Source organism: Desulfosarcina alkanivorans (assembly GCF_009688945.1).
GTDB lineage: Bacteria > Desulfobacterota > Desulfobacteria > Desulfobacterales > Desulfosarcinaceae > Desulfosarcina > Desulfosarcina alkanivorans.
Genome location: NZ_AP021874.1, coordinates 1027287 through 1044573 on the forward strand (window position 1 = coordinate 1027287; position 17287 = coordinate 1044573).

15 protein-coding genes are annotated in these 17287 nt (G+C 56.0%); 11 read left to right on the forward strand and 4 right to left on the reverse strand.

Annotated elements, in window-relative coordinates; translation table 11 throughout:
• Positions 1-17 precede the first annotated feature (17 nt).
• The 3 genes from DSCA_RS04550 to DSCA_RS04560 are packed head-to-tail and all read right to left on the reverse strand — an operon-like array spanning position 18 to position 3005.
• Positions 18-542 carry a hypothetical protein gene (locus DSCA_RS04550; RefSeq protein WP_155315300.1) on the reverse strand — a complete coding sequence of 175 codons (525 nt, stop codon included), beginning with the start codon at positions 540-542 and terminating at the stop codon, positions 18-20.
• 15 nt (positions 543-557) lie between these two features.
• Positions 558-1103, reverse strand: coding sequence for a type IV pilus inner membrane component PilO (locus DSCA_RS04555; RefSeq protein ID WP_155315301.1), 546 nt, complete (start codon positions 1101-1103; stop codon positions 558-560).
• A 36-nt stretch (positions 1104-1139) separates the two neighbouring features.
• Positions 1140-3005 carry a hypothetical protein gene (locus DSCA_RS04560; protein ID WP_155315302.1) on the reverse strand — a complete coding sequence of 622 codons (1866 nt, stop codon included), beginning with the start codon at positions 3003-3005 and terminating at the stop codon, positions 1140-1142.
• Between the two features lie 440 nt (positions 3006-3445).
• Between DSCA_RS04560 and DSCA_RS04565 the strand changes: the two genes are divergently transcribed.
• The 5 genes from DSCA_RS04565 (at position 3446) to uvrC (ending at position 10465) form a co-directional block, all read left to right on the forward strand.
• Positions 3446-4369 carry an adenylate/guanylate cyclase domain-containing protein gene (locus tag DSCA_RS04565; RefSeq protein WP_155315303.1) on the forward strand — a complete coding sequence of 308 codons (924 nt, stop codon included), beginning with the start codon at positions 3446-3448 and terminating at the stop codon, positions 4367-4369.
• 123 nt (positions 4370-4492) lie between these two features.
• Positions 4493-4987 carry a 2-C-methyl-D-erythritol 2,4-cyclodiphosphate synthase gene (gene ispF / locus DSCA_RS04570; protein WP_155315304.1) on the forward strand — a complete coding sequence of 165 codons (495 nt, stop codon included), beginning with the start codon at positions 4493-4495 and terminating at the stop codon, positions 4985-4987.
• A 24-nt stretch (positions 4988-5011) separates the two neighbouring features.
• The gene (cysS, locus tag DSCA_RS04575) at positions 5012-6442 is read left to right on the forward strand and encodes a cysteine--tRNA ligase (RefSeq protein ID WP_155315305.1); all 1431 of its coding nucleotides are present in this window, start codon (positions 5012-5014) and stop codon (positions 6440-6442) included.
• Between the two features lie 6 nt (positions 6443-6448).
• Positions 6449-8443, forward strand: a complete 1995-nt coding sequence (uvrB, locus tag DSCA_RS04580) for an excinuclease ABC subunit UvrB (protein WP_155315306.1) — start codon at positions 6449-6451, stop codon at positions 8441-8443.
• A 174-nt stretch (positions 8444-8617) separates the two neighbouring features.
• Complete coding sequence (gene uvrC / locus DSCA_RS04585; RefSeq protein ID WP_155315307.1) at positions 8618-10465, forward strand: excinuclease ABC subunit UvrC; 1848 nt, start codon at positions 8618-8620, stop codon at positions 10463-10465.
• Between the two features lie 184 nt (positions 10466-10649).
• Here the strand turns inward: uvrC and mdh are convergent, their stop codons facing one another.
• Entirely contained in the window at positions 10650-11582 is a 933-nt protein-coding gene (mdh, locus tag DSCA_RS04590; protein WP_155315308.1) for a malate dehydrogenase, read from the reverse strand.
• Between the two features lie 332 nt (positions 11583-11914).
• On the opposite strand from mdh, the gene DSCA_RS04595 reads away from it, so the two are divergent.
• From DSCA_RS04595 to DSCA_RS04620, 6 genes are all read left to right on the forward strand, one after another.
• Complete coding sequence (locus tag DSCA_RS04595) at positions 11915-12832, forward strand: hypothetical protein (protein ID WP_155315309.1); 918 nt, start codon at positions 11915-11917, stop codon at positions 12830-12832.
• 98 nt (positions 12833-12930) lie between these two features.
• A complete protein-coding gene (locus DSCA_RS04600; RefSeq protein WP_155315310.1) occupies positions 12931-13545 on the forward strand; it encodes a GTP-binding protein in 615 nt (204 codons plus the stop codon).
• 15 nt (positions 13546-13560) lie between these two features.
• A complete protein-coding gene (locus DSCA_RS04605) occupies positions 13561-14769 on the forward strand; it encodes a cyclic nucleotide-binding domain-containing protein (RefSeq protein WP_155315311.1) in 1209 nt (402 codons plus the stop codon).
• 237 nt (positions 14770-15006) lie between these two features.
• The gene (locus tag DSCA_RS04610) at positions 15007-15357 is read left to right on the forward strand and encodes a PilZ domain-containing protein (protein WP_155315312.1); all 351 of its coding nucleotides are present in this window, start codon (positions 15007-15009) and stop codon (positions 15355-15357) included.
• Positions 15358-15430: 73 nt separating this feature from the next.
• Positions 15431-16327, forward strand: coding sequence for a phosphoribosylaminoimidazolesuccinocarboxamide synthase (locus tag DSCA_RS04615; RefSeq protein ID WP_155315313.1), 897 nt, complete (start codon positions 15431-15433; stop codon positions 16325-16327).
• Positions 16317-17264, forward strand: coding sequence for a ParB/RepB/Spo0J family partition protein (locus tag DSCA_RS04620; protein ID WP_155315314.1), 948 nt, complete (start codon positions 16317-16319; stop codon positions 17262-17264). Before DSCA_RS04615 ends, DSCA_RS04620 begins: the two co-directional genes overlap by 11 nt.
• Positions 17265-17287 lie beyond the last annotated feature (23 nt).

Here is a 17287-nt window from a genome sequence, read left to right on the forward strand (position 1 = left end):
TTGTACCCGTCCGAACACTACTTTCCCATACCGGCTTCAAATTCCGTCAGTTTCAAGATAATCGTATCCGCTGCATTTCGTTTGCCGATTTCAACCTGATGCGGCTGGATGCGGCGAACGTAGTACCCCCGGCCGTCAATGGTCTCTCCCGATGCGTACTCCATACCGCCGATAATCGCCAGACGCCGGTTGCCCACCTCGAGAAATCCGGTGTATGCCAGGTCCGGCCGGCTGGCGGCCCCGGCAGGCGCACGGTCAGGATCGTTCGCCCGGCGGGTATCCGACAAAAGGGCCTCACCTTTTAAGAACGGGTCTTTTCCCCATTCTCGTTCGGCCCTGCGGATGGCAAACAATTCCCTGGCAAGTTTCGTATCCTCCTTGAAGGTTTTCACCACCTGCTGGACAAAATCACGCGTCCAGGCGTCAGATCGTATTTCGACGCCCCGTCTGCCGACCAACGCCCCGGGGTCGAAATACAGATACGCACCCAACAGCATGGTGACGGCCATCGCAGACAAAATGATTTTTTCCCTTTTAGACATGGCTATGGGCACCCGTCATTGAGAATCCGTATGCGCTGAATTGTGCAACAGTGAAACGGACAGCTTGATCCATTTGCCGTCATCGCTGTTTTTTACTTGAATGCGCTGAATCCGCTCCACGAAAGGCTGCTCGACGATGGTGTTGATCAGGGTCTGAAGGGGTGCGAACGGGCCACGAAAAATCACGTCGACAGTGAGCCGGCCGTCTCCCCTCTCATAGGCCCGGGCATCGGGGATCACCCCCTCGAGCACCACGCCGGCTGTAAGAGCCACCCTCTGAAAAAGGCTGGTCAGCCGACCGCCGTTTTTAATATCCAGCGTCTTTTTTTTCGGGGTTTTTAACCGGGTCGACGGTGCAAGGCGCACCCGTTCGATCAACTGCCCGTATACCGGTGCCAGTGTCTGCCGCAGGGCAATTTCTTCGTTCAGCAACGCGATCCGGCGGTCGTACTCCTTTATGCTGCGATGGTTCGGGTATATCACCATGAGCAGAAAGGCGAACACGCCCAGGGCACAGAGAATCACCAATATGGGGCTGCTTTGGTTTTTGGAGTCGGCCATGGCGTTCTCTTGTCGGTCCTTATTTCATCAACCCGGTCATGCCAGTTCAAAACGTATGGAGAACCGCAGCACTTGCCGGTCATCGAGGAACTGAAGGCGTTTGCTTTTTACAGCGGGTTTTTTGAACAGCGGAGACGCCTCCATGGTCAGCAGGTAACTCGCCAGGTCTGTTTCAAATCGGAGCCGGTCTCCCGTGACGATACCTTCCAGCTCCAATGTACGCGCGGGTTTCTTATTCGAATGCGTCGATGATGCATCCATATCGGCACGCAGGGCGATCAGCTGAATGTTGTCCGGAACCAGCGTGCTGACTTCTGAAATGACGGCGGAGCCATAGTAGCGACGGCTGAGTGTGGTGATGCGGTTTCGTTTCTGGTTCACCTTGGCATAAAGCGCCATGACCAGGTCCCGGGTCAGCGGAACATTGAACGCATCCCTTTTCTGGATCAACCGCTCCACTTCGGCGGCCTTGGCGGTGATGCGGTTTTCCTGCCACAGGAACCCGCATAACAAAAGGACAAGAACGCCGATACAGGCGGCGGAAATGCCGATCCTGATCTTGCGGGCCCGGTCCCTTTTTTCGCGATGACGATAGGTAAAGAGAAAGTTCGGCGTCAGGTCGTTTGAGGAAAGGGCGATGCCGATGGCAGGCACGAAGCTCTCTTTTATCGACGGGTTGGCCGGTATGGCCACTTCCCGGGTGAACGGATGCGGGTGCGGAAACGGGTTCAGAACATGGACCGGCACACCCAATTGTTCGCCGATGTGGGAAATGATGGCCGGGCTGCCTGTCACTCGGCCGGAAATGAGAAGTTCTCCCACACCCGAACGTTTGAAATGCATGCAGAAATGAGAGATCGTACGCTCCACCTGTTTGACCAGCCGTTCGACGGCCGGAAGAATGGCCTGAAAGATATCAACCGGTTTTTTCCCTTCCCCCGCCGGAGTCGCCTCAGTGGCGCCGTCGGTTTCCAGGTACCGATGGAAATCCTCATAGGCGGCGGCATCGTGTGCATCCATGTCGCCGTGGGGCAGGCTGTCCGTGTGGTCCCTGTCCGGCATCACCGGGATGTCGTCGGCCGACGGAGGCCGATAGTGGCTGGAGAGCGCGTCGATCATGCTGTGCATGCCGGCCTTGATTCCCCGTGACAGGATAAGGTCGCCGTCCGCGTAAATGGTGATGCGCGACCAGTCCCTTCCGATGAAAAGACAGCAGGTATTGTGCCCGCGGTATGGAACAACGCCGGTTCTCAGAAGGTTCTGAATGGCAAAGGGAACAATCGAAATGCCGGTAAGCGGGTAACCGGCCCTGGCAAAGAGCCGTTTCAGGGCCTGGGTTTCGGCGATGGGAATCGTAAATGTCATCACCTGGGTTTTGGTCATGCCGTTCTCGTGCACATCCCCCAGGATCCTGAAATCGAGCAGCATCTCCTTGTCGTTGAATTCGACCTCCTTGGAGAAGGTCCAGAAAACGGCATTGGGAATCTGTTTCTTGGGAAGCTTGGGAATGCGGATGTAACGGGTTTCCACTTTTGCCGACGCCACGCAGCACCAGATTTCATACCGTTTCAGTCCGGTGCAGGTCCGGGACAATATCTCCGAGAGCGATCTGGCCAGACCCGGGTTGTCGAATGCTGTGACCGGTTCGACGGAAGTGGCGGTGTAGTCTGTAAGCGTGTAGGCTTTATCCGAAATCCGGTTGATTTTGGCGATTTTGATGTCGCCGGTGCCGATTTCAACGCCGATGCCAATCGGTTTCTGGAAGGTCAGGGCGTCAAACAGTCCGGGCTTCGGAGACGCTTGGGCAGGAGGGGGGGCATTGCCTGACGGCGGCGGAGAGGGGGTATCACGGATCAGATCCAGCAGCTTTTCGGTGGAAGAGATCTCGTCCTTTCGTGCCAATGCAGTGCTCCGTATCGATTTGGCGGTTCCCGGATGAAGCGCGCGTTGCCGCCATCATCTGCCCGTCGGGCCTTTCCGGCAGAGAAGGGCAACGCGGTAGCACATTTAAAACGACCCGATGTTGAACTATTTCAACGGCATTTGTCAAGACTTAAAAACCGATGGCAATGGACTTATCATTTTTTTATTATTGGATATTTACCCGGCTGACGGGCTGTCGTGCCACTGGCGCCGGGTCAACATTCCACCGCTCGATTGATGTATTCCGATCATAAAACCATCTCCCCGGGCGCATTTGCTCTTGAAAAAAAAATCTCAGGCTTCTATTTTCATTGCTTCGGTCAGTCCCGTGCAGCCGTGCAGGTCAGTTGCAGCACCATTCAGCCGGCGAACCGGGTCCGACGAGAAACTTGTGTAATCCTTTTCCAGCAGAGCCACCGATGAAAACGCCCAACCGTTCTGTTCGACTGACCGACCACATGATGGTGATCGGGTTCACCCTGGCGGTAATCTACTGGATTCTCGACTCCTTCCTGTCCATTTTTACCACCTATGACAACTTGTTCGAACAACTGCTCGGGGTCAACCTGGACGAAGTGTGGACACGGCTGATCGTGCTGTGCCTCTTCGCCATTTTCGGGTCCCATGCCCAGTACACGATCAATGAACGCAAAAAGGCGGAAGCCACATTGGAGCGTGACGCCGCCACCCGCGAACGTTTTCAGCGGTTACTTTCACCGGATCTGGCCGAACGCGTGGTGTCGGGAGAACTGAAGGTGGAAAAAGGGGGCAAGGACCGGGTGGCAACGGTCCTTTTCGTGGACATCCGCGGGTTCACCACCATGAGTGAGAACAATAAGGCGTCGGAGGTGCTCCGCCTGCTCAACGAGTACTACGAAGTGCTGGTCGAAGTGGTATTCCGTCATGAAGGCACCGTGGATAAATTCATCGGCGATGAAATGATGGTCATCTGGGGAGCCCCCGTCGAGCACGACAACGACCCCCACCGGGCGGTGATGGCCGCCCTGGACATGCAAACGGCACTGGCCGGATTCAATCGAAAAAACATGGCCGAGGGAGGGCCGGAAATCAAAGTCGGCATCGGCATCAACACCGGCAACCTCATGGCAGGATATATCGGGTCCTCCCACACCATGAGCTATTCGGTTATCGGCGACACCGTCAACACCGCCTCCCGCCTCTGTTCTTCGGCGCTGCCGGGTCAGATTCTGGTCTCGGAAGAAACATGGGGCTTGGTTCAAGACCGGTTCGAGGCCGTACCTCTGGGAAAGGTCCGGGCCAGGGGCAAATTTAGACCGGTGAAGGCCTTTTCCGTTGTCGGCCCCAAGCCGCCTTCCGAATGATTGAGAGGCGCTTTTTCCAATCCCGAGGGGCGATGTGTCAACGTCGGGTGCAGCTTTACGCTTTGCGCCAGGTGTGCTATATATCAGCGTTTAACGGCAGTGCCGAATGAGAATAAACAGCTTATGACACGCATCGGTCTGGGATATGACATTCATCGGTTGGAACCGGGCAGAGAATTAGTGCTGGGTGGGGAAACGATCCCCTTTGACAAGGGCCTCGAGGGTCATTCCGACGCCGATGTCCTGGTGCATGCAGCCTGCGACGCCCTTCTGGGTGCAGCGGGAATGGGCGACATCGGCGACCATTTCCCCGATACCGACCCCCGCTATCGGGGCATCTACAGCATTGAACTGCTGACGTCCGTCTACCGCCGGATAAAAGCCCGCGGCTTTGCCCTGGTCAATATGGACGCCACCGTTTTTGCCCAGGCGCCCCGGCTGTCTCCCCATAAAGCACGGATGGCCCTGCGAATGGCCGACTGCATGTCCGTGGATCCCGGGACCATTAATATCAAGGCCACCACCACCGAAGGTCTCGGCGTCATTGGACGGGGTGATGGAATCGCCGCCATGTGCGTGGCCCTGCTTCAGACCACAACGCCGGCAGCCGGCAGATAACCCGTCGCGCGAGGTTTTTCAAAGATGGCCATGCGAATTTACAACACCCTGACAAAAACCAAGGAAACCTTTGAGCCGATGGTGCCCGGCCAGGTCAAGATGTATGTCTGCGGCCCCACCGTCTATGATTACTGCCACGTGGGACATGCCCGTTCGGTCGTGGTGTTTGACGTGGTCGTGCGCTACCTGCGGGCCATGGGGTATCAGGTGACCTATGTCCGCAACTTCACGGACGTGGATGACAAAATTATCAACCGGGCCGGGGAGGTGGGCATGGATGCTCGCCGGTTGGCCGAAAAGTATATCGCCGAGTTCTACCGTGATATGGACGCGCTGAATGTGATCCGCGCCGACCGGGAACCCAGGGTCACCGAGCATATCGACGACATTATCGGCATCGTGAAGACCCTGATTGACAAAAAGGCTGCCTATACCGCTGACGGCGACGTCTTTTACGCGGTGGAGACCTTTGGTGAATACGGCAAGCTGTCCGGTCGTAAACTGGCGGACATGGTGGCCGGGAGCCGCATAGAAATCAATGAAAACAAGCGCAATCCATTCGACTTCGTCCTGTGGAAAGCAGCCAAGCCGGGCGAACCGTCGTGGCCGAGTCCCTGGGGGAAAGGCCGGCCGGGATGGCATATCGAGTGTTCGGCAATGAGTTGCCGGTTTCTGGGTGAGACCTTCGATATCCACGGCGGCGGAAAGGATCTGATCTTTCCCCACCATGAAAATGAGATCGCCCAGTCCGAGGCCGCCCACGGCAAACCCTTCGCCCGCTATTGGATGCACAACGGGTTCGTGAACATCGACAACGAGAAAATGAGCAAGTCCTTGAACAATTTTCTGATGATCAGGGACATTCTGAACACCTACCATCCCGAAACCGTCCGCCTGTTCCTGCTTTCCAGCCATTACCGCAGCCCCATCGATTTTTCCGACCGCAATCTGAAAGAGTCGGAAAAGGCGCTGGACAAGGTTTACGGCCTGGTCAAACGCATCGACGAGGAAGCCGGCATCGCCGCCGGCACGTCGCCCGGCGGCGCCTACTGGCAAACCTTTTGCGAATCCATGAACGACGATTTCAACACCGCCAAAGGCGTCGGGATTCTCTTTAACCTGGTGAAGGAAGCCAATCGGATCGTGGACGGCGGCAAAGCCACCACGCCGGCCGATGGATCGCTCGCGACCCTGTCGGCCGACCTGGTCCGGATGGGCCAGGCACTCGGCATCCTCCAGCAGTCCTGGCAATCCTATTTCGAGCAGCGGAGCCGGACGCGGCTTCGGGACATGGCCATTTCAGCGGACGCCATCGACGCGCTGGTTGCCGAACGGACGGTGGCTCGCAGCGAAAAGAACTGGAAGCGGGCCGACGAGATCAGGCAGCAGCTGGAAAAAGACGGAATCATTCTCGAGGACAAGGCGGACGGGACCCGTTGGAAAGTCGCCACCTGATCGACCATGTCATCGTTTAAGCTGGTTTCCGAACATACGCCCTGCGGCGATCAACCCCAAGCCATCGATACCATTGCGGCCAGGATCCAGGAAGGCGCCCGGAGCCAGGTACTGCTGGGGGTCACCGGTTCCGGCAAAACCTTCACCATGGCCAACATCATCGCCCGGGTCAACCGGCCGGCGCTGATCCTGGCGCCCAACAAAACCCTGGCCGCCCAACTCTACAACGAATTCCGCCAGCTCTTTCCAGACAATGCGGTCGAATATTTTGTCAGCTACTACGACTACTACCAGCCCGAAGCCTACCTGCCGACCACCGACACGTATATCCAGAAAGACTCGTCCATCAATGAGTTGATCGATAAAATGCGTCATTCTGCCACGCGCAATGTGCTGTCGCGAACCGACGTGGTGGTCGTGGCCAGCGTGTCGTGCATTTTCGGCCTGGGGGCGCCGGAAGATTACCTTTCCATGCGCATCGACATCGAGGCCGGCATGGATCTGCCGCGGGAACGATTGCTCTACCAGCTGGTGTCGATCCATTACCAGCGAAACGATATGGATTTCCACCGCGGGGTTTTCCGGGTGCGTGGCGACCGCGTTGAAATCTTTCCCGCCTACGAGGAGGACAAGGCGATCCGGATCGATTATTTTGGTGATGAGATCGAGAATATCTTCGAATTCGATCCGCTCAAAGGGACCACGATGGGACACCTGGACAAGGTGACCCTGTTCCCGGCCAGCCACTACGTCACCCGCCGGGCGACCCTGGAGCGCGCCACCCGGACCATCGTCGAGGAACTCAAGGGCCGTGTCGATTTCTTTCGCGATGAAAACAAACTGATCGAAGCCCAGCGCATTGAAGAACGCACCCGCTTCGATCTGGAAATGATTCAGGAGATCGGCTACTGCAACGGTATTGAGAACTATTCCCGGCATCTGACCGGACGCTTGCCTGGCCAGCCGCCGCCGACACTGCTGGATTATTTCCCCAAGGATTTTCTCGTCTTCGTGGATGAGAGTCATATCGCCGTATCTCAGATTCGGGCCATGTACAAAGGGGACCGGTCCCGCAAGACAACCCTGGTCAACTATGGATTCCGGTTGCCGTCGGCCCTGGACAACCGGCCGCTGAAATTCGACGAATGGTCCCGGCGAATCCACCAGATCGTCTATGTGTCGGCCACACCGGCTGACTATGAACTGGCGGCCGCCGAAGGACAGGTGGTGGAGCAGATCGTTCGGCCCACCGGTCTCATCGACCCGAAAATACATGTGCGCCCTGCGCGTCACCAGGTGGATGACCTGTATGGGGAGATTCGTGACCGGCAGCAGCGCGGGGAACGGATTCTGGTGACCACCCTGACCAAACGGATGGCCGAAGACCTCACCGAGTATTATACGGATCTGGGGCTGGCCGTGCGATACCTGCATTCCGATATTTCCACCATGGAACGCATGGACATTATCCGGGACCTGCGGGTGGGCAAATTCGACGCCCTGATCGGCATCAATCTGCTGCGCGAAGGGCTGGATATTCCCGAGGTGTCCCTGGCGGCGATCCTCGATGCGGACAAGGAAGGCTTTCTGAGGTCCGCGCGCTCTCTGATCCAGACGTGCGGCCGTGCAGCCAGAAACGTCAACGGCACGGTCATCCTTTATGCCGACCGGATAACCGCTTCCATGCGGCAGGCCATCGAAGAAACCAGCCGGCGGCGGACCATTCAGCAGCGGTATAATCGAAAACACCACATCACCCCGAAAACCGTCCATAAAGCCATCACGGACATTTTCGACATGGCCTACGAACCGGCCGAGACCGAACCGGCACAGGTCGCCGAAGCGCCGGCTGCCTATGGCCCCGTCGACAATATCGAGTCCGCGATTCTTGATCTGGAAGCACAAATGCAGGCGGCGGCCAAGGAACTGGCCTTTGAACAGGCGGCCCGGATCCGGGACCGGATCAAGGCGCTGAGGAAACGGATGTTGTTTGAGTCGTAACCGTTGACAGTTCCGTAAAAAGTCCGATATCTGCCTTACGCTTGATCCCTGGTCACTGCGGCGTACCATAAGTACGCCTCATTTTTCGGGATTCGCAAACCTTGATCTCGAACTTTTTACAAAACTGCCTGAAATGTGACTTTTTACGAAGCCGTCAACCGTTGGTGACCGCCCATGGAAAAACCCTCAACCCAGCCGGATTCATCGACCCGGTTTGTCGAACTCATCAAGGGCGCCAGCGAAAGCCCCGGCGTCTATTTGATGAAGGACAGCCGCGGGAAAATCATATATGTGGGCAAAGCCATCAATCTTAAAAAACGGCTGTCGTCCTATTTCCAGCGACAGGACCAGCACAGTGCCAAGACGGCCCTGATGGTTGCGCGGGTGGCCGACATTGAAACCGTGGTGACGGCTTCCGAAAAAGAGGCCCTGATTCTTGAATCCAACCTGATCAAACGACACCGGCCACGATTCAATGTGGTCCTCAAGGACGATAAACGCTACCCCTCCATCCGCATCAACGTCAAAACCACCTATCCGAAAATCGAAATCGTCCGCCGGACACCCCGGGACGGCGCCGTGTATTTCGGACCGTTTTCTTCGGCCCTCGCCGTGCGGCAGACCGTCAAATTGATCAACAAAACCTTCCCCTTGAGAAAATGCAGCGATCGAACCCTGAGCCACCGGTCGCGACCGTGCATCCACCACCAGATGGGCCACTGTCTGGCGCCCTGCTGCCTGTCCGTGGATCCCGCCGCGTACCGCGCCATCGTCAAAGAAGTGATCCTGTTTTTAAAGGGGCGTACCCCCGAATTGATCAAGCGGGTGCGCCGGCATATGTTCAAGGCGTCCGCTGCACAGGATTTCGAAACGGCGGCGGTGCTGCGCGACCGCATGGTCGCCCTGGAAAAAACCCTGGAACGTCAGGTTACCGTAACCACCGACTTTCTGGACCGGGATGTGATCGGCACCAGTGGCAGCAGCGATTTCAGCATCCTGACGGTGATGACCCTTCGCCGCGGTTTTCTCCAGGGGGTCCGGCATTTTGAACTGACCCATGCGGCCGCCGAAAAGGGCGAACTGGTGGCCCAGTTTCTGGTGCAGTATTACCACCAGGCCCACAACATTCCCGTCGAGGTGCTGGTGCCCCGATTGCCGGAAAATTCCTCCCTGCTCGAAGAAACCTTGTCCGGATGGAAGAAACGGCGCGTGAGGATCCGACATCCCAGGCGGGGGGAAAAACGGCGCCTCCTTGAAATGGCCGAAGCCAATGCGAAAAATACGCTTCGTGAACGGATTCAGAAATCCACGGGCGAAGCCGCCGTACTCGACGCCTTGAAACGGCGCCTTCGTATGGACCGCAAGCCGTTGCGAATCGAGTGTTTTGACAATTCCAACCTGGCCGGTACGAATCCGGTGTCCGCCATGGTGGTTTTTGTCAACGGCCGCCCCCACAAAGCCGGCTACCGCAGGTACGCGATCCGAACGGTCGCTTCTCCGGATGACTACGCCAGCATGTCCGAAGTCCTGGCCAGACGATACGGAAAGATCGGCCCGGCCAACCCCGAACCCGACCTGCTGCTGGTGGACGGCGGGAAGGGGCAGGTGAACATCGCCATGGCCGTGCTGGCGCAACTGGGTTTGAGCGGGCGATTTGCCGTGGCCGGGATTGCCAAGAAAGATGCGGAGAAAAAAGAAACCGCGGATAAAATCTATCTGCCCAACCGGTCCAATCCCGTTGGTCTGGGTTCAGATGGCCGGCTGCTGCTGATGCTTCAGCAAATTCGTGACGAAGCCCATCGCTTTGCGATCACCTTTCAACGCAAACAACGCACCCGGGCGACGGTGCGATCCGCCCTGGACGCGGTTCCCGGGGTGGGCCCCAAACGGAAAGCCACGCTGCTCAAACATTTTGGAAGCATAAAAAAAATCCGGGCAGCCACTGTCCATGAACTCAGTGAACTGCCCGGTATCAATAAAAATCTGGCCGAAGCCATCAAAAGATCGTTATCTTGCGACTGATGAATTCGCCCGGTTTTTTCCCCGAGCCATCAATGCGTGTCATGTTCTTTCAGACATTCAGGCTGGGCGTTCCGATCGAGGCCGCAGCGTTTTGGAAACCGCTGGCGTAGCAACGCTGCGTCGAGGATTTTCAAAAATGCGAGAACGAAGATCCGGGCCGCAAGATGCTGTTTCCGGATGGACATCAGCCCAGTTTGGCCAGATCGTCTTTCAGCCCCTGGACGGCATCGGCCGATTTCATCAGCGCCGCCTTTTCATCATCGGTCAGGGTAATTTCGATAACCTGCTCCATACCGTTTTTCCCCAGTTTGACCGGTACGCCGATAAAGAGGTCGTTGATGCCGTATTCACCCTGGAGATAGGCGGCACAGGGCAGCACTTTTTTCTTGTCTTTCAGGATGGATTCCGCCATCTCAACGGCCGCGGAAGCCGGCGCGTAATAGGCACTGCCGGTTTTCAGCAGGCTGACAATCTCGGCGCCGCCATTGGCGGTGCGTTTCACCAGTTCATCGATGCGTTCCTTGGTCATCAGTTCGGTAATGGGAATTCCGGCCACGGTGGAGTAGCGGGGCAGGGGAACCATGGTATCGCCATGGCCGCCCAGGACGAAGGCGTGGGTATTTTCGACGGACACGTCGAGTTCCATGGCAATGAAGGCCCGGAAACGGGCGGAATCGAGCACACCAGCCATACCCAGAACCCGGTTCTTGGGAAATCCGGATGCCTCATAGGCCACGTGGCACATGGCATCCAGCGGGTTGCTGACAATAATCAGAACCGCCTCCGGAGAATGTTTGGCGATCTCCCGGGTGACGCTTTTGATGATGCCCGCGTTGGTGCTGATCAGGTCGTCCCGGCTCATCCCCGGTTTGCGGGGGATACCGGCGGTAATGATAACGATGTCGGAACCCGCCGTTTCTTCATAACCGTTGGTTCCGGTCAGTTTGGCATCATGTTTCTCGACGGGAGCGGCCTCTGTCAGGTCCAGTGCCTTGCCTTGGGGGACACCTTCGACAATGTCCACGAGCACTACATCGCAAAGCTCTTTTTCAGCCAGCCGCTGGGCAGCCGTGGCACCAACGTTTCCGGCGCCGACAACCGTAACTTTTTTGTCCATAACGTGCTCCTTTTGCAATTAAGGGGTTAGTATGCGGATTTTTTCAAACAGGGAAAAGGAGTAAGAGGAAACTTGATAGCACACCCCCGGCCAATGTCAATATGTTTGTTTTATAAATAGTTAGTTCTCAAATGTTGACAATAAAAGGGCAAACAGGATAAAACACCATTGGTGACAAAATGTTAGGTTCATTGGGAATCATTTCACGCCCAAGGGGGTGAAAAAAGAAAACGGAGTGAGCGATCCCTCCTTTTTTTCAGCAAAACGTCAACTCCGACACGCGATGGTCCGCACCACTTCTGATAGACTGTCAGCGAAGTACAGGATCGTGAATGGATATCAGCCTGCAAATTAAATCCCTGTTGAGTGAAGCCGAACTCTACCGCTCCCAGGGACTCTTTCCCGAAGCAAAAGAAAAATACATCGCAGCCTCGGCCATGATTCAGAAAATCCACCGGCTCAAAAACAAGGAAAGCCTGCTGAAGGCCATTTCGCTCAAGGTTCGATCTTTGGAAAAGAAGACCGAAAAAGTGGAAACCGGCCCCGCTTCACCGGAACTGTCTGAAAAAGGCCAGAACCTGATCAAGAACCTATTCGGTGAAAACGATCTTCAGAAGGCGGTCGCCCTGGCCCGGTTCGGGCAGTTTGAGCGGGCCATCGTCGAACTGACGGCCCTGTTGAAAGATGACGTCTACCGGGTGGATGCGGGAAAAAACATCATCCGGTGCAAGATGGCCATCGCTTCTGTGGAGGATGCCATCGACCAGTACAACCAGTGGTTTGCCGGGGACCTGTTCAGCGCCAACCAGTTGGAAGCCATCCGGACCTATCTTCAATCGGTTCTGGACCAGAAAGGCATCGACACGCCCCTGCCCATTCCGGTCGGCGAAAGGGACGAAATCGATGGCCAGGCCGATTCCGGCGGTATTGAGTTCAGCATGCCCGAACCCGAAGAGGAAATACTGGATATCACGTCCATCGGCATTACGTTTACCAATGGCGTCCAGAAAGGAAAGATGGTCGAATTCGATGTCAATTTCCAATCCGGCGACATGCTGAGCCTGATCATCTCAAAAAAGGACAGGGGCTTGATCGAAGATCTCGAAAACGGTGAAAAACTGGAGGACATCCAGTTTTACTCTCCCATTGCCATGTTCAAAGGGACGGCCACCATCGCCAACAAAACCCAAATCGATGCCGGCCCGAAACAGGGTGATTTTTGCCTCGATCTAAAAGTGACCAGCACTTGACAAGTTATGAATGCAGCGGTCTTTGACGGTGGACACCGTATTGCGGCTTAACAAGGGCTCCAGCGCTTTCTTCATTTTAACAGCTAAGGAAATTCTTTATGGCCATTTTCAACCTGAAAAAAAGGGAAATCGAATGTAAGGTCGTGTACTATGGGCCAGGTCGATGCGGAAAAACAACGAATCTCGAATATGTCTTCAAATCATACAAAAAACAGGTGACCGGAGAGATGGTCTCCATCAACACCGAGGGGGACCGGACCCTGTTTTTTGATTTTTTACCCATGGGCCTCGGGAAAATAAAGGGCTGCGACATACGGGTGCAACTCTACACCGTACCCGGCCAGGTGAAGTACAGCTCGACCCGGAAACTGGTATTGCGTGGTGTGGACGGAATCGTTTTTGTGGCGGATTCGCTGGAAGTCCGGCGGGAAAAAAATATGATCTCACTGAAAGACCTTCAGACGAACCTCAAAGAATATGGCAAAAGTATTTTCAAGGTGCCCCTGATCATCCAGTACAACAAAAGGGACCTTGCGGACGAAGGCATTCCGCTCATGTCCGTCGAACAGATGGAACGGGACCTGAACCGTCAGTTGAAGGTACCGTCTTTTCCGGGCAGTGCCGTCAAAGGCACCGGGGTGGGGGTGACACTGAAGGCGTGCCTGATGGAAACACTGAAATCGCTGCAAAAAGAATTCAAATGGGCAAAATAGAGGCCGGTCCTGGAGATGAATGAAAGCGTGGTGTTATCGGGAAGCCTGGGTTTCCTTTCGCTGGGAGATATCATCCAGCTGCTCGGTTCAAGCGGAAGTACGGGTGTTCTCCGGCTGATCAGCCGCTATGCGCCGGATCCCGGGTTTATCTATTTTATCGAGGGAAATCCGGTCAATGCCCAAAACGGGGATGCCGACGGACTCGATGCCCTCTACTCCCTTTTCGGCTGGGCGGACGGATCCTTTGAATTCACCCGGGAGGCCATACTGGCCGAAAAACGAATCACCAAAAGCCGCATGGGAATCATTTTGGAAGGGATGAAACTTCTGGATGACGGTCACACCAAAAAAGTCGGGCCGGCCGCCACTGCGGACAGGAACGCCGATATGAAGCACACCCTCCCGGCAACGGCAATTGTCAAAGGTCCCCTCGTGGATTACATGTACGTCGTCGATGAAGAGGACTTCTTCGATGGTGAGCATATCGTTGAAGAGGGAAAACACGGCAGCTGGATCTGGGTCATCCTGGAGGGCGTTGTCGACATCGTCAAGGAGGTGGCGTCGGGCACCATTCCCATTATCCGCATCGGCGACGGTTCCTTTATCGGCAGCATGGCCTCATTTCTGCTGCAGGGGCACATTCGCACCGCCACTGCCGTAGCGGTCGGCAATGTTCAGCTCGGCGTTCTGGATTCCCAGCGCCTGGCTCAGGAGTATGCCGGCATGTCACTGGAATTCAGGACCTTTCTCACCAGCCTGGACAAACGACTGAAACAGCTGACCGACCGCATCGTGGAGTATCATGATGGAAAGGTTCAGACGAACGAGATCCTGAAAGATAAAAAAGTGCTTATCCGGCAGGGAAAATCCGATGAGCAGCAGCTATACGTGGTCAAGCAGGGGCGGGCATCCGTGGTGCGGAACACCGAAAACGGTCCGGTCGTGCTGTGCCATCTTTACAAGGGCGATTTTTTTGGCAATGTACCTTTCCTGCATCTGGGACAGGAACCGGAAGGGGCCGCCATTTACAGCTCGGAAAATATCAAGATCGCCAAAATCGAAGCCGTGTCCCTGCAAAATGAATACAACCGGCTTTCGGCGACATTCAAAAATATTGTGGACAATATGGCGACCTGCATGACCGTCACCGCGGACATGGTCTGCAACGCCCGGACGGCAAAAATAGCGGCACCCAGGGATTCAAAGGTCCAGCAAGGCGGTTGAATGGCCCTATCCGTCATCGGCAACACCTGATGGAGGCGCAGTAAGCTACATTTTTGACGGGTTCGTAAAAAAGCCGGGATCTCTCCCGCTAAACGCCAAGCGGGACGGGAAGGCTCGGGAATCCCGAGGAATGCGGCCTACTGACGTGACGGTAAGCCGAAGTGACGAGGGAGGAAGCGCGACGCAGATATCGGCTTTTTTACGAATTCGGCAACACTTAGCATCGGGAGACCCCCAATGAACGAAAAAAGAAAACATTCCAGAGTGGACTCCATTTACCTGCTCAACTATGTGCATCTGGATAAAAACGATAAACAGTTGATGCAGGGAATGGGGCGCACGATCAACGTCTCCGAATCGGGGATCATGCTGGAAACCCACGTCGCATTCGGCGAGAACGATACCGTTGACGTCGTCGTGGGGCTCAAGGAAGACATGGTGACCATTCGTGGCAAGGTTATTTTTACCCGGACCGCCGAATCCGGCCGATACCAGTCCGGCATTCAGTTTCTGGTGATTGAAGACGCTTCCCTGGCTACCCTGCGCCGCTACATCGATGCCTTCAACGCCCTGTCCGCCAACGCATGATCCACAACCCCTCCGGCCGAAAAGGGCGCGCGCCCGAAGCTTTGCGGCCTGGATGAGAAAAGGAAAACAGGACATGACACATGTTGTTCGCGAAACGGATTTCCCCACTCTGAAACTGCTCCAGCGAGGCAAGGTCAGAGACATGTATGACATCGGCGATGCCTATCTGATGGTGGCCACGGACCGGATGTCCGCTTTTGATGTGGTTCTGCCCGATCCGATTCCGGACAAGGGCATCGTACTCACCCAGATATCTCTTTTCTGGTTCAACATCATGGCCCCGCTGGTGGACAACCATGTGATCACCGCTGACGTTTCCCGGTATCCCGCGTCCTGCCAACCCTATGCGGCGGATCTCGAGGGGCGCAGCATCCTCGTCAAAAAAGCCCGGCCCCTTCCGGTAGAGTGCGTGGTCCGCGGCTATATCACCGGATCCGGCTGGAAATCCTACCTCAAGGACGGCACGGTATGCGGAATCCGCCTGCCGGAAGGGCTGGTCGAATCCGACCGGCTGCCGGAACCGATCTTTACCCCCTCGACCAAAGAAGAGCTGGGTAAACATGACATCAATATTGATTTCGACGAGATGGTCAGGCGCATCGGCGCACCGCTGGCAGAACAGGTCCGCGACCTGTCACTGGCCATATATAAAAAAGGTGCCGGCATTGCGGCTGAAAAGGGGATCCTCATTGCTGACACCAAATTCGAATTCGGTATGGTAGACGATCGGTTGATCCTGATCGATGAGGTGTTGACCCCGGATTCCTCCCGGTTCTGGCCGGATGCCACCTATGCTCCGGGAGGATCTCAGAAAAGCTTCGACAAACAATATCTGCGTGACTACCTGCTGTCACTGGATTGGGATAAAACCCCCCCCGGTCCCCCGCTTCCCCAGGCGGTCATAGACAATACGCGTGCCAAATACGTTGAAGCCCTGACGCTTATTTCCGACGACCGACATGGACTATGAGATCAGCCCCGTTTCGGTCGATCAGATCGAAACGGGTGACCACACCTATAAAATCACCACCACCGCCGACGAAACCGGACTGGCGCTGTCAATCGGCGCCATTGGGCTGCTGCAGCCGCCGATACTCCTGAAAAAGGGTTGCGGCCACGTGGTGGTCGGCGGATTCCGACGGATTGCCGCGTGTGCCGCCTTGAACATGTCCGCTATTCCGGCCCGGATACTCCGGTCCGACGCGTCACCCCTCACATGCGCCCGGATCGCCATCAGCGATAATTCCTGGCAACGACCGCTGAACATCGTCGAACAATCCCGTGCCTATGCATTGGTCCGACGGTGTGCCGAAGGGTCATCAGACGGGCAGGAAATTATTGCGTCTGCCGGATTGCCCAGCAGCCATACCGCCATGGACCGGATCATGCCGGTTGCCGACATGCCGGCATCCATGCAGAACGCACTGCTCGAAGGCAGTATCGCGCTTCCCGTTGCCCTCCAGCTCATCCAATTGAACGAAGACGATGCCGGGGCACTCTGCAGCCTGTTCCGGACGCTTACCACCGGACTGAATGTCCAGCGGGAACTGGTGGACCTGATTTCCGAAATTTCTCTCCGGGACGATATTCCCATTGTCCGGTTGATGGCGCAGGATGATATTGCAGCGATCACCGGCAACGAAAACATGCCGGCGCCACAAAAGGTCGGCGAATTGAGAGGGTTGCTTAAAACCAGGCGTTATCCCGAGTTAAGCGAGGCTGAAGCGCTGTACCACCGGAATCTGAAATCCCTCAGGCTGGATCCCCGCATCCAGCTGCAGCCGCCGCGTTTTTTTGAAGGGAATACCTATCGCCTGTCATTACGCATCGATTCCCGGCAGCAGTTGAAAAGCCTGCAACCTGAATTGGATAAAATAGTCCGGCATCCCGCCCTGCTTCCCGAATAGCTATGGTGACGCCAGGGGGCACC